The sequence below is a fragment of the Bdellovibrio bacteriovorus genome (genome assembly GCF_002208115.1).
Lineage (GTDB): Bacteria > Bdellovibrionota > Bdellovibrionia > Bdellovibrionales > Bdellovibrionaceae > Bdellovibrio > Bdellovibrio bacteriovorus_C.
Genome location: NZ_CP020946.1, coordinates 2,334,617 through 2,347,070 on the forward strand (window position 1 = coordinate 2,334,617; position 12,454 = coordinate 2,347,070).

The 12,454-nt window shown below is 52.2% G+C and carries 13 protein-coding genes; 7 read left to right on the plus strand and 6 right to left on the minus strand.

Going from position 1 to position 12,454, the window contains the following annotated elements; translation table 11 throughout:
- Positions 1-87 precede the first annotated feature (87 nt).
- A complete protein-coding gene (locus tag B9G79_RS11200) occupies positions 88-1,218 on the plus strand; it encodes a baeRF3 domain-containing protein (protein WP_088565575.1) in 1,131 nt (376 codons plus the stop codon).
- Here the strand turns inward: B9G79_RS11200 and B9G79_RS11205 are convergent.
- On the minus strand, positions 1,202-2,191 hold the full coding sequence (locus tag B9G79_RS11205) for a Ppx/GppA phosphatase family protein (protein ID WP_088565576.1): 990 nt from the start codon (positions 2,189-2,191) through the stop codon (positions 1,202-1,204). The genes B9G79_RS11200 and B9G79_RS11205 overlap by 17 nt on opposite strands.
- A 179-nt stretch (positions 2,192-2,370) precedes the next feature.
- Between B9G79_RS11205 and B9G79_RS11210 the strand changes: the two genes are divergently transcribed.
- Together B9G79_RS11210 and B9G79_RS11215 are read left to right on the plus strand one after the other, a co-directional pair.
- A complete protein-coding gene (locus tag B9G79_RS11210) occupies positions 2,371-2,601 on the plus strand; it encodes a glycine zipper domain-containing protein (protein ID WP_088565577.1) in 231 nt (76 codons plus the stop codon).
- 46 nt (positions 2,602-2,647) lie between these two features.
- Entirely contained in the window at positions 2,648-3,214 is a 567-nt protein-coding gene (locus B9G79_RS11215) for a hypothetical protein (protein WP_088565578.1), read from the plus strand.
- On the opposite strand, the gene B9G79_RS11220 is transcribed toward B9G79_RS11215, so the two are convergent.
- The 3 genes from B9G79_RS11220 to B9G79_RS11230 all read right to left on the minus strand — a co-directional run bounded on the left by B9G79_RS11220 (position 3,208) and on the right by B9G79_RS11230 (position 5,568).
- A complete protein-coding gene (locus tag B9G79_RS11220) occupies positions 3,208-4,164 on the minus strand; it encodes a sigma-54 interaction domain-containing protein (protein ID WP_088565579.1) in 957 nt (318 codons plus the stop codon). The genes B9G79_RS11215 and B9G79_RS11220 overlap by 7 nt on opposite strands.
- Positions 4,161-4,916 carry a type 1 glutamine amidotransferase domain-containing protein gene (locus B9G79_RS11225; RefSeq protein ID WP_088565580.1) on the minus strand — a complete coding sequence of 252 codons (756 nt, stop codon included), beginning with the start codon at positions 4,914-4,916 and terminating at the stop codon, positions 4,161-4,163. The genes B9G79_RS11220 and B9G79_RS11225 overlap by 4 nt, the downstream gene beginning before the upstream one ends.
- An 85-nt stretch (positions 4,917-5,001) precedes the next feature.
- On the minus strand, positions 5,002-5,568 hold the full coding sequence (locus B9G79_RS11230) for a DsbA family oxidoreductase (protein ID WP_088565581.1): 567 nt from the start codon (positions 5,566-5,568) through the stop codon (positions 5,002-5,004).
- Positions 5,569-5,727: 159 nt separating this feature from the next.
- On the opposite strand from B9G79_RS11230, the gene B9G79_RS11235 reads away from it, so the two are divergent.
- From B9G79_RS11235 to B9G79_RS11245, 3 genes are all read left to right on the plus strand, one after another.
- Positions 5,728-6,450, plus strand: a complete 723-nt coding sequence (locus B9G79_RS11235; protein WP_088565582.1) for a pseudouridine synthase — start codon at positions 5,728-5,730, stop codon at positions 6,448-6,450.
- 50 nt (positions 6,451-6,500) lie between these two features.
- Positions 6,501-8,561, plus strand: a complete 2,061-nt coding sequence (locus tag B9G79_RS11240; RefSeq protein WP_088565583.1) for a M1 family metallopeptidase — start codon at positions 6,501-6,503, stop codon at positions 8,559-8,561.
- Positions 8,562-8,665: 104 nt separating this feature from the next.
- Positions 8,666-9,205 carry a hypothetical protein gene (locus B9G79_RS11245; RefSeq protein ID WP_198298004.1) on the plus strand — a complete coding sequence of 180 codons (540 nt, stop codon included), beginning with the start codon at positions 8,666-8,668 and terminating at the stop codon, positions 9,203-9,205.
- 3 nt (positions 9,206-9,208) lie between these two features.
- Here B9G79_RS11245 and B9G79_RS11250 read toward each other — a convergent pair whose 3' ends face one another.
- Positions 9,209-9,553, minus strand: a complete 345-nt coding sequence (locus tag B9G79_RS11250; RefSeq protein WP_088565585.1) for a hypothetical protein — start codon at positions 9,551-9,553, stop codon at positions 9,209-9,211.
- 91 nt (positions 9,554-9,644) lie between these two features.
- A complete protein-coding gene (locus tag B9G79_RS11255) occupies positions 9,645-10,184 on the minus strand; it encodes a DUF2127 domain-containing protein (protein ID WP_157678774.1) in 540 nt (179 codons plus the stop codon).
- Between the two features lie 64 nt (positions 10,185-10,248).
- On the opposite strand from B9G79_RS11255, the gene B9G79_RS11260 reads away from it, so the two are divergent.
- On the plus strand, positions 10,249-12,444 hold the full coding sequence (locus B9G79_RS11260; RefSeq protein WP_232468587.1) for a phospholipase D-like domain-containing protein: 2,196 nt from the start codon (positions 10,249-10,251) through the stop codon (positions 12,442-12,444).
- Positions 12,445-12,454: the final 10 nt, after the last annotated feature.

Consider the following 12,454-nt stretch of genomic DNA (forward strand, 5'->3'; position numbering starts at 1 on the left):
TCACACTGGACTGTCACAAGACACTTTGAGTTCACCCGCAAAAAATCGGATTATAGAGAGATTCCCCACCCGTCTCAGGAGTTCCCCATGCTAGAAAAACTCACCCACGATGATTTATTGATGCTGACCTCTGTGAATGAAGGTCCGTGTATTTCGATTTACATCCCGGGCATGCCTGATAAGACTCTGCTTTTAGAGTACGAGACCCTGGTACGACGAGCGGCTCATTTGTTGTCGTTGGATGCAAAAAATGGTGAAAAGAAAGACCTGCTGGATTCACTGTATTCTTTCAATCCGGCAGAACATCTGCAGCGCTCTGATTTTGGTATGGCCATCTTTGTGAATAAACACTGGAAGGGTTTCTACGTGGCAGCTCACACGGTCCCGTCCAAAGTGGTGGTGGCCGAAAGCTTTCACCTGAAACCGCTGCTGGAGGACCTGCAAGGTGAAAGCAGCTATCACATCCTGACGTTGACTCCGCAAGAGGCGGTGCTGCTTCACTGTGACGGCGGTAGTGGCACGGAAATTCACAACTTCCTGTTTCATCAGGGACAGCACAGCAACAGCATTCACTGGAAACATCTGGATGAAACCGAAACGTCCCAGATCCCACACCTGAAAAGCCATATGCGCGGGCGCGGCCTGGACGACAATCAGTGCAAAAAGAAATCCGGCGTAAAATTATTCCTGCGATGGATTGAAGCCAAGATCAGCCGAGAGCCGGGATACAAACAAGTTCCGCTGTTTGTATTTGCCGGCGAAAATCTGTTTCAAACCTATAAGGAAGTCACCCTGCACCCCAGTGCGGTGTTCTTTAAAATAGACCCTTCCAAGACCACCCCCCGCATGGAATCCCTGATCCATCAGGCGCAGGTGCATGTCAAAAAGGAACTGGCCCAGCAGCGCAATCTGTCCGCCTATGAGCTGGAAAAGATGAATCATCAAAAGAAGGTCATCGATGATCTGGTGAAGATCAGCCGGGCCGCCATCAATGGTAACGTGCGCACGCTGTTCTTACAGAACAACAGCGAAATCTGGGGCGAATTGCACCGCAAGAGCGGCCAGATCACCTTCCACGAAAAACAAACCAATGCCAAGGATGACGACATTCTGGATGATATCGCCTGCGAGGTGATCCGCCACGGCGGCGAGGTCGTGGTGCTGTCCAAAGAGGATATGCCCAGCAGATCCCCGGCCGCAGCTATTTTAAATTCTTAAAGATCAAGCCCTGGCCCAACGAGGCCTGGGCTGTTTCGACTTTTTCAATTTTCAGCGCCTTCATGTAACCCAGTACCAGCGCCAGATTGGAAATATCTGAAATACGGTATTCACTTTGAATTTCTGAATCCTTTAACTGAGAACGCACTTTCAGGGTTTCTTCCAGCGCACTTTGTGTGAACTCAGATCCTCCCGCCTGCACCTGTTTTTGTACGGACATCGAGATCACGCCCCCCACTCCGACCCAGCGGGCCGTCGGCGCCTTGGCTTTGAAATACGCCGGCACATTCAGATACGCATGATTCTTTGCCAACTGCAAAGCAGCCTCGCGCTGCCGGGCAAAAGGATTCGGCGAAGATTCTTTTTTAGGGTCCTTAAACTGCAGCACCTGCAGAATCTGGTTTTTGAAGGTGACCGACGCCAGATTCCCTTCAAAGATATGCACCTTTCCTTTTTCCCGGGAATACATCTGCATGGAACCCCCGCCAATATCCCAGACAATCAGATTGTCGGTGTTGGTGATGCCTCGTTGCGCCAGTGCCGACCAGTAACCCAGTTCCGCTTCCTGTTCCTGGCTGATGACCTCAATGGGGATATCAAGTTTTTTTGAAATGCCCTTGGCCACCGCCTGCCCGTTTTTCGCCACCCGGAAAACAGAGGTCGCCACCGCGTTGATGCGTTTGACGTTGTAGGTTTTCACTTTTTGCAGCAGCAGTTCAATGCGCGGAGTGTATTCCTGAACCGTGGCATCCGGTATTTCCCTGGCCGGAGATTTTTCCAGTGCTTCGTTGAAAGCCAGAGGCAAACGTTCCTCGAACAACACATTCACGATTTTCTTTTCACAGGTGTCAACCGTGGCCACATAGGCTTTGGTGGTGCCGGAGCCCAGATCCAGCGCCGCGCGATTTTCATGACAGGGATTCGCATACGCGATTGCGGAAAAGACAGAAACAAGTACGAAGGTTTTAATCATGCCGTCATGCTAACGCAAAGACCGGGTGCGGGGCAAGTTTCCAGTCCAGCGGGGACTATTTGCCTCTGAAAATCAGTGTACTGCTGTCTCGTTGAAGCTGAGGCTGGCACCAATGCTGCTACCGTCTTACTTTGAGTTGCATTGCTCGTACTATTAACCATGAGAAAAGGAGAAATGCCATGGAAGCTACTACAGGCGAATTCAGAAAGAAAATGGGCGACATCAAAGAAAACGTGGCTCAGGAGCTTGAAAAAAGCGCATGGAGCGACCGCTATCATGCCGTTGAATCAAAAGTGAAAGAAGGAGTCGAGGCTTCCGAGGACCTTGTGAAAGCCCATCCTTTCTATGCCATCCTCGGAGCCGCCGCAGTAGGCTTTGTGGCCGGAGCCCTTATCAACCGTAAACACTAATCGGAAAGGCCCCGCAAGGGGCCTTTTGTTCAGCCAGGAGAATGCTATGAAGTGGTTAGGATTTATACTTCCTTTCATCATGGGTTTGGGTGGAAAAGGCAGCCATAGACCTCGTCGCAGTCTGAAGGACAGCGCCCTGGAAATTTATGACGCCATCACCATCCGCAGTCGGACGGCGGTCTTTTTGTCAATGACCGGCCTTGGGGCCATCGCCTTTGTCTGTGGCGGCGTCTTTATGTTCATCACTGAAGCCACCAGTCAGTACGACACGACCGGCTACGTGTTCTGGAATTCAACCTTGATCACAAGTCTGTGCCTGACCGCTGCGGCTGTCGGCGGATTAAGCTATGTCTACTTCTTTGCCTGGCCCGGTGTGCGCGCCGCGGATCGACGCCGTGAAGCCGCAGAGATCGAATTCAAACGTCAGCAAGAGCTTCATGCCGGTTCACTGGAAGCCGCTCTGTCGGCCCTGGTGATGGACTTTGTTCGCGAACGTGAACTTCGCCGTGCCCAGCGCACCAGCAGTCCTTCTCCGGCCCCGGAATCCAGCACCGAAGGCGAACTGCACCGCGCCCGCGCCGAAGCCGAACGCCCTTCCGCAAATCTTCATTGAAGAGGCGCGTGAGTTTTCCGGTACAGCGTTTTTCGGTCAATTCCCAGATCGCGGGAGCTTTTTTCACGGGCTCCCCGGTTCGTTTTCAAAACATATTCGATGTAAGCTTTGTTCAATTCATCCAGGGACAGAAAACGCCCCTGGGTCTGATGGAGCTTTTCGAAAATCTGATCCAGACTGCACTCCCGAACCTGAAGATCATCCTGCAGAACTTTCAGCGAGATGGTGCCGGCCGGGCTTAAGACCACGGCCCGCTCAATCGTGTTTTCAAGTTCCCGCACATTTCCCATCCACGGACGGGTCAGCAAAAAATCTTCGACGTCCCGGCCCCATTTCTTTTCGGGCATCTGATAACGCCGCGTGAACTTATCCAGGAAATAGTGAGCCAGAGGCAAAATATCCTCGACGCGCTCACGCAGTGGCGGAATCTTTATCGACACCACTTTCAGGCGAAAATACAGATCCTCGCGAAAGCGTTTGTCCTGCACATCGCCTTCCAGGTCATTGTGAGTGGCCGCCACGATACGCAGATTCAACGGGCGATAATGGTTTTCCCCGACTCTTTTGACTTTCTTTTCCTGCAGCACACGCAGAAGCTTCGCCTGCAGATGCAGATCCAAGTCCCCGATTTCGTCCAAAAACAAAGTGCCGCCGTCTGCTTCCTCAAACAATCCCTGACGGGCGTTCATCGCGCCGGTGAAAGCGCCGCGCGCATAACCAAAAAGCTCCGACTCCAAAAGAGGTTCCGGAATGGCGGAACAGTTGATCGGCACAAAGGTTTTTCGCTGTCTTGCACTCTGATCATGAATAAGCCGGGCAATAACCTCCTTGCCCGTGCCACTTTCCCCGGTGATCAGAACATTGGCAGAACTGGCCGCCACCAGACGCGCCAGATCCAGCACCTCCAAAAAACGGGGGCTTTTTGCGATGATGCGCGAATCCGCCGTCACAGAACACCTCGGTGGTCCTGGCGGGGCTCGTGCCATTCACACCAGTTTTGTTCCGGCACGATGCGCCCTTCCTCGATGAACTCAAGCACTTCGACCATGGCTTTGCCCACTCCCGCGGCCGAGGCGGGATTTTGACCGGTCACCAGGCGACCACTCTTCACGACGTGCCCGGCAAACTTCGGGGAGGAGGTGTGATGAGCGCCCCGCTCCTGCAAACGCGTCTGCAGTAAAAATGGCACCGACTTTTCCATGCCGACGAATTCTTCCTCTTCATTGGTGAAACTGGAAATCTCGTGGCCCTTCACCAGATACTGCCCGTCAGACAGACGCACGTTCACCAGCGCCGCAGGACCGTGGCAAACGGCTCCGACCACTCCATTGTTTTCATAAATTTCCGCTGTCAGTTTTTGCAACTGCAGATTTTCGGGAAAATCAAACATCGTCCCGTGCCCACCGGCAAAAAAAATCGCGCAGTAGTCCCGACTGGAAACCTGCCAGGGTTTTATCGTGCCTTCCACCTTGGAAAGAAACTCTTCATCATTCATCCAGGTGGCATTCAGAGGATCGTCCATCTTCACACCGTCCAGGGGCACTTTGCCTCCCAGGGGACTGATCATATCCACGTCATATCCCGCACGCACAAATTCATCATAGGGATGGGTTATTTCAGAAAGATAAGCGCCCGTGTGATGGCCGGTGTCGCCAAGCTGATCGGTGCTGGTCAGAACAAAAAGCACTTTGTGGCTTTTCATGGCCGTTCCTCCTTCGCAATACACCTATCTTCTCAAAGCGGGCTTGCGAACTCAAAGCTATGCCGGCACAAATGCAAATCAACAGTCATTCACCGAAAAAGGTTTTCAGCACTTCCACTGGTTGCAAGCCCAGCAACACTTCACCATCATCCCGGACCAATGTGGGTACAGAGCCTGTGCCCAGATGCTGCCATTCTCTTTGCCAGCGGTCGGCTTCGGATGCGGCGGCACTGTCGACCCTCACAGAATCAAACTGAAACTGATGAGCCACAGATCTGATAACACTTTCATCGGAGATGTCTTCGCCGTTCACCCAAAATTCCCGGGCCAGAGTGTGTCTGAAAACCATTCCCAGCAACGGATCCTGCCGGGAGGCTGCGATGGAATACTGAATGGCCTTCAATGTATTGGGCTTTCCAATCGGAAACGCAATGTCGATTTCCGGCATCAGTTCCTTCACCGTCACAACTTCCCGCTCGATACTTTGAGAAAACCCCAGATTCGCCATTTGCATCGGAACCGGCAATTCGGGAGCATGCTGCACACCCCGCCACTGGATAAAACCGGCCAAGTGCTGCGCCACCAGCCGTTCTTCAAGGGCGTAACAAAACGGACAATTGAAATCACTGTACAGAATCGCTTTATGTCTCACGCCGGGCCTCCCGCCCAAGTCTAGATCAGTGGACTGTGACGTCAAGTCCACCCAAAAGCTTCAAAGGTCCCTGCCTTGACGACGTTTATTTTGACAAGACCGCCAACAATAACTATTTCTAGTCCCGATAAAACACAGAAAAATCGAAAAAGGACCTTCGTGGAGTTGCTGTACAAAGATGAACACTTTATTGCCGTGAACAAACCATCGGGTTTTCACGTGCATCCCCACGAAAATGTCCAGCACCGTGTTTCCCGTGACAAGATCTGCCTTTACCATGCCCGTCGTATGATGAAACAGCACGTGTATCCGGTTCACCGTCTGGATGCGGGAACCAGCGGGGTGCTGCTGTTTGCTCTTTCTTCTGAATCCGCCAGCAAGCTGTGCCGTTTGTTCACCGAACGCGCCACCCATAAGACCTATCAGGCCGTGGTGCGTGGCTATGTGAAGGAAGAAGGCGACGTGCAATTGCCCTTGGAACTTGATTCCACCGGGGACCTGGTGGATGCTCATACCAGCTTTAAACGCCTGGCGACCGTGGAGTTCCCGGTGGCCGTCGGTAAAAAGTTTCCCACGGCCCGCTATTCCTGGGTGGAGGTCACCCCACACACCGGTCGATACCACCAGATCCGCCGTCACTTCAACCGCATCTCCCACCCATTGCTGGGGGACGCCGTTCACGGGGATTCCCACCACAACCGTTTCTTCAGAAACCACTTGGAAATCGAGGGGTTGTGCCTAAAAGCCCTGCGCCTGGAGTTCACCCACCCATGGAGTGGCGAAAAAGTCTCTATCGAGGCCCCGCACTGCGAGAAATGGAAGAAAATTCAACTTCTGTTTGATCCTGCACTTCCGCCAGAGAGCAAGCTGAAATCCCTTTGACGTTACCTGGGGACGGGCGTAAATACAGACCCCGTTTTCAGAGGTAAATCATGTCCAAAGCGCAAGCGCTTAACAAGTTGTTGATCGTAGTCGGTCTGCTGTTCATTTTGCTCGTTTCCATGCAGTCCCACGGCCAGACTTTGCATCACAAACTGAATGTCGAGCTTTATCCGGGCCTGAAAATGATCAAGGCCCAGGACACCCTGACTTTTCCAAAGGACTCTCCCCGCAAAATCAGCTTTCTGCTGCACAAGGATCTGCAAGTCTCTGTGACCAGCAGTGATGATTCCGTTGTTCTGCTGCACCCGGCGACACAAAAAGAACCCTATGCCGAATACGGTCTGACGTTGGGGAACATCGACAACAAGGTCAGCGTGCAGTACTTCGGTGTGATCTTTGATCCGGTTCTGAATGACAACAGCAACGGTTTGATTGCTCCGGAAGGTGCCACCCTGTTTGGCAGCACCTATTGGTATCCGTTCTTCCTGGGATCCCAGAACAGCTTTGAAGTCACCGTGCAAACGCCGGGGGACTGGATGTCTTTGGTGCAAGGGCAAATTGCCAGCACCTTGGTGGAAGGCTCGATCCGCACGTCCCGCTTTGTCGAGATCTATCCGCAGGAGGAAATCTATCTCGTAGCGGGTCCGTTCAAAAGTTATCAGGTGGATACTCCGTCCGGGAAAAAGGTGCAGGTTCTTCTGCGCCGGGATGATCCTGCCTTGGCCCAAAGTTTTTTGACTCTGGTGCCTGAGTACATCAAGCACTATTCACAGATCATTGCCCCGTATCCGTATTCGTCTTTCAGTGTGGTGGAAAACTTCTGGGAGACCGGTTACGGCATGCCGAGCTTCACCCTGCTGGGGCCGACGGTCCTGCGCCTGCCATTTATTTTGAACTCGTCCCTGCCGCACGAAGTGCTGCACAACTGGTGGGGCAACAGTGTCTATGTGGACTATGAAAAAGGCAACTGGTGCGAAGGTTTGACCACCTATATGGCCGATTACTGGCAGCAGGAAAAGGCCGGCAGTGAACGCACCTATCGTATGAATACCCTGTTGAACTATATGGACTTTGTTGCGAGCAGTCCGGAAAAGGACTTCCCGCTTCGTCAGTTCCGCGGCCGTCATAACTCCAGTTCGCAAGCCGTGGGTTATGGCAAGTCGATGATGCTGTTCCATATGCTGGAGTTCCGCTTTGGCAAAGAGACCTTCAACAAGGCCCTGCAGGATTTCTATACCCGCAATTTATTCAAAAAAGCGTCCTTCACGGAAATCCAAAACAGCTTTGAAGCTGTGACCAACCAGAATCTGGAAACGTTCTTCAGCCAGTGGCTGGATCGCAAAGGGGCGCCGGAAATTGAACTGGGTGATGTGCGTATCATGAAGTGGCATGATGGCTCGACCAGCACCACCTATGTGCTCAGCCAAAAGCAGGCCGAGCTGTATGATCTGAACATTCCCGTGATCTGGACACTGGAATCCGGCGCAGAAATCCGCCAGATGGCGCGCCTTTCTGACAAGTCCCAGTTTTATTCTTTGACCTCTCCGTCCCGGCCGGTGAAGGTTTCTGTGGACCCTGACTTCCGCTTGTTCCGCCGTCTTTACACGGAAGAACGCCCGGCGACTTTGTCCAGCGTGCTGGGCGCCTCTGAGATTCACTATTATTTTGACCCGGCAGATGTCACGGCCAAGCAGTTCGTCGAAGTGTGGTCACAGAAAACAGAAGGCAGCGACGTTCTGCACTTCAGTGGGGAACCATTGGATGTTCCGGCACAAGGGGCCATGGTCTTTGTCGGTGATCAGCAAAACTTCGTGAATTTCATGAAGACCCAGTTGGCAGAACAAAGCCTGCAAATCACGACCGATACCATGACCATTGAAGGCCAGAAGTATTCCCTGAATGAAGTCAGCACCGTACTGGTAGCGCGCCTGAAAAACCATGCACAGCAAACTGTGGTGTGGGTGCGCTGGAGTCCTGATAATAATGCTGCCGAGTGGGCGTCCCGCCTGACCCACTATGGCACCTTTGGTGTGTTGGTCTTTAAAGGCCGTCCCGTAATCCACAAGTCCACCTGGCCAGTTCTTGCAAGTCCTCTGCAGCGCGCGCTCTAGACTGCCGCCCTTTCGGCAGTCGCCAGGCCCCCGGCAGCTCGACCTGCCGGATTCCCGGCACAGAGTGCACCAAGTCTTTTAAATTGGATCTGAACAGCCTTCAGATGACCGTTCGCAACCAAACACCTTACATCGCGCAATATGTGATTAAAAAAGGCGACATGGTCATTGCCCGTCTGCCAGGCATCGCACCCGACGCGCAAATGCTGATTCCCACCGACAGCACCTATGAAGTGACGGCCTCTGCCTTTATCAACGGCAACACCTACACCTCGGCGCCGTTGGCCGTGACCGGCCCGATGGGATTCCTGGCGCAGGTCGTTCAGAATCCATCTCAAGGCACCTATGAGTTTAATGTCGTGGAAATCCCCACTTCAAAACCGAACGCTTTGATCTTCGAAAAAACGTGCCTCAGCCCGGTCGTTTTCACCATCTCCAAAGACGGCCGGCCGGTTCAGAATGTCGTGGTTAACAACAGCTTTGAAACTCAGGAGCTTTTCATTGATGATGTTTACTACATCTATGCCGTGATCAACGGCGTGACCACAGACGTCTATACAACGACAAATCCGAATGCCACCATCACAGCAACGGTGGAGCATTCGGATCTGGGGCCGGGTTACTTCAGTCTAGTGATTGATTAGAAACTAATAACCTTCGTCAGGCTCACCGTTATAACGGCACTTGGCATCTGTATGAACTTTCTTTGCGCCACTGCGAAGGTCATCAGTTGTGATGGTGTTGGCCTGACGATCCACGGTAACCACATAAAGATCACTGGCATAATCTTTCACCTGACCGTTTTGCCAGCGCGGAGACAGGAAGCCCTCATTGTTGGATGCCGTCAGCAGAATCGCCATATCGGCCTCAATCATCAGCACATCCTCGGCCTTGTTCTTGTCAGCATCAAACCCTTTGCAGGTGATCGTTCCATCAGCCAAAGCCGAAGACGCAACGACTGACATCAAAGAAAACAAGATCCACTTTTTCATAAAGCCTCCAAATAATTAAGCACCCACCCTTTGTTGCAAGGCCCTTGCCCGCGCAAAGTGGTTTAATTTACTTATAAAGCCGCCACCCCTGTTAAAAAGGCTGCGGGGGTGACAAATTAGAGCGGCGCCCTCCCCGAACCCGGATGAGGTAATAGACCAAGGCCAAATTCCCCAGAGTGATCGCGATCCGAATCCATGTGGGGTGCTGAATCAGTTTGTACATTTCAATGGGCACATAAAGGCTGCCAGAAAGAATCGCCAGCCATTCTGCCCAGGCCTTGGCAAACCACAACCCCACGGCTTCAATCAGCCGCAGCAATGCATACAATAAAGCCACACCGGCCATCATCAAAACGCTGGAGTCGTTGATATTGTCGAGCAACCGCCGAAATACTCCGGCCAATGCGCCGTGATCCAGTCCCAGATGATGCACAATCTGCGAACTTGATTCCTGAACGTCGGTTCCCAATAAATGCAAAAGTTCAAAGCCCACCAGCAAAATGAAAAGGCCCTTGGCTCCCTCGAATATCGCAATGGCCCTGAGCCCCCGATTCTGACTCACGAATCCTCCAAAAGCAGGACCATTATGCCCTGATTTTGTCTCATTTTGATACAGCGACTGCGAAGACACAGGTGAAGCTCCGGTAATCTCTGGGAACATCATGTCTTTGTCAGATTTTTCCGATAAATTCAGAATGAAAAAGACTGAAAACTTTGGAACGCTGCTTGGTGTTTTACTTCTTTCTTGCACTTTGATTTCCTGCCAGACTCCGGCACAAAGAAATCCCAGCTCTGCCGAGGTCCCGCCGGATGTGGCGCCTTACGTGCAAAAGCTTTACAGCGATAAATTGCAGGCCGAACTGAACAAAGAACAATTGCTGATTCTGAAAAGACGGCAGTCGACTCCGCATCCGCACAAAAAAGACTCGTTCCCTCAGGAAACCCGCGAAGAACGCGACTACAAGGAAATGAACGCACGCCAAGAGCGTCAGTTGCAGGTGGTAAATCAAAGTTCGGCGCTGGCTCAACAACGCATTAACGCCCTTCGAGCTGACGCTCCGGTTTCAGTTTTGACCAGCAACAACGAATCCTGGAGAAAACAGGAACAACGCCTGGAGATGGGCTCAATCGCTGAGTTCGCCCTGCGCGACGGCCAGATTCAGCGCATTTTCAAATTCGACCGCATGCACGCCAAAGACTATGAAGTGCAGATCAAGAACTATCTGATCAGCGCTGACGATCCGAATGAAGAGCGTAAAAATGAACACTTCGATGCGACCGTGACCTGTGACGGCCCCTTCCGCATCAAAAAGACTTTCTCGGACAAAAAGTTTGTGGCTTACCAGAAAGCCACCTTCCGCATGTACGACAACAAATACAATGGCGACAACCTGCGCCTGATCCCGGCAAGCTCGGTGACCAGTTGTGAACTGAAAGCAGGACCCGCAGGTGCGCCTGCGCAGTTTGGGGTGCGCTTTGTTGAACCGGCCAATCCCTATCTGGATTTGCACAACCTGGTTGAAGGCTGCCTGATGCCTCGCACAGACAACCTGACTGGCATCGAAAAATTCTTCCTGACTGACAAGTATTCCTCCATGACCTGCCCGCAGGCCGTCCCGTCCGTGGTGAATCTGCCAGAGGCGGTGGACTCGCTGAAATCGAAAGCGGAAGTTCTGCTGGGCCAGCCTTTACCGGGAAACTTCATGGACTTGCACGACCCTTATGCACCCCTGGATTTTTCAAAGGCACCGTACTTTGACAGCATCTATGTGTCCTATTTGGTGTTCCGTGCTGACTATTATGGGACCTTTATGGCGCGGCTGCTGGATTTCCATGCCAAACGCGGCACCAAAGTAAAGATCCTGGTGGCGGGCGTGATCACTCTGGAAAAAGATGAAGTTCTGCTGCGCAAACTGGAAGCCCAGAACCCGAATATCCAACTGCAGGAACTAAAGTACAAAGTTCCATCCGGCGGCAGCCTGGGCGACCGTTTCGATCGTCTGCACCGCTCGATGCACGTAAAGCTGCTATTGACCCTGTCGAAGAAAGAGCCCAAAAACAACGTGGCCTTTATCGGGGGTCGTAACATTCATGACGGTTTCATCTTTAAGAAGCCTTACGATTATCCCCGTCCGGAAATGGTGAACTATGTGAAGGGCGATGAAAGTTTCGTGCACTGGCGCGACTTTGAATTCAAAATTCACGACAAGGACTTCACTGAAAAGGTGGCGGCCCACTTCCTGACCCTGTGGGATCGTGACTATAAAACGATGCAATTCCGCAGCATCAACGTCAACGTGCCCATGGCGTCTCAGGTCAGCCCTTCTTACTTTAACAGCCGCGAACCTTTGGTGCGGCACTTTATGTCGGTGCCTTACAAGGACGACGAAAGCCTGATTCAATTCTATGTGGAAATGCTCGACAGCGCGAAAAAGAAAATCATGATCTCCACCCCGTACTTCCGCCCGCCCGCACCGATTGTCGAAGCACTGGAGCGCGCGGCTGGCCGTGGAGTTCAAGTCACCGTCATCACCCGTCTGGATCTGAAAGGCGACACGGTTGACTGGATCTTGAGTGAATCCAACAAACCGACCGTGAACCGTTTGTTCCAGCAACTGGCGATCTACGAGTACACCGAACCGAAGGTGATTCTGCATTCAAAAATTGTTTTGATTGACGATGTGTATTCGTTCCTGGGTTCCGTGAACCTGAACAAACGCAGCTTCATCCACGACATGGAAAACGGGGCGATGATTTACGGAGCGGCCTATAACCGCGAAATGACGGAAATCTATAATCAGTATAAAAAAGATTCCCGACTGATCGACGACCGCCTGAAGCGAAACTATTTCAAAGCCATGATTCTGGGCGTATTCGACACAGAATTCTAGGATCAGGATT

What these genes read in the sequence shown, in the direction of transcription:
- B9G79_RS11245 (WP_198298004.1), top strand. Translation starts at nt 8,666, where the DNA reads ATGACCGTTCGCAACCAAACACCTTACATCGCGCAATATGTGATTAAA.
- B9G79_RS11250 (WP_088565585.1), bottom strand. Translation starts at nt 9,553, where the DNA reads ATGAAAAAGTGGATCTTGTTTTCTTTGATGTCAGTCGTTGCGTCTTCG.
- B9G79_RS11240 (WP_088565583.1), top strand. Translation starts at nt 6,501, where the DNA reads ATGTCCAAAGCGCAAGCGCTTAACAAGTTGTTGATCGTAGTCGGTCTG.
- B9G79_RS11215 (WP_088565578.1), top strand. Translation starts at nt 2,648, where the DNA reads ATGAAGTGGTTAGGATTTATACTTCCTTTCATCATGGGTTTGGGTGGA.
- B9G79_RS11205 (WP_088565576.1), bottom strand. Translation starts at nt 2,191, where the DNA reads ATGATTAAAACCTTCGTACTTGTTTCTGTCTTTTCCGCAATCGCGTAT.
- B9G79_RS11200 (WP_088565575.1), top strand. Translation starts at nt 88, where the DNA reads ATGCTAGAAAAACTCACCCACGATGATTTATTGATGCTGACCTCTGTG.
- B9G79_RS11210 (WP_088565577.1), top strand. Translation starts at nt 2,371, where the DNA reads ATGGAAGCTACTACAGGCGAATTCAGAAAGAAAATGGGCGACATCAAA.
- B9G79_RS11225 (WP_088565580.1), bottom strand. Translation starts at nt 4,916, where the DNA reads ATGAAAAGCCACAAAGTGCTTTTTGTTCTGACCAGCACCGATCAGCTT.
- B9G79_RS11260 (WP_232468587.1), top strand. Translation starts at nt 10,249, where the DNA reads ATGAAAAAGACTGAAAACTTTGGAACGCTGCTTGGTGTTTTACTTCTT.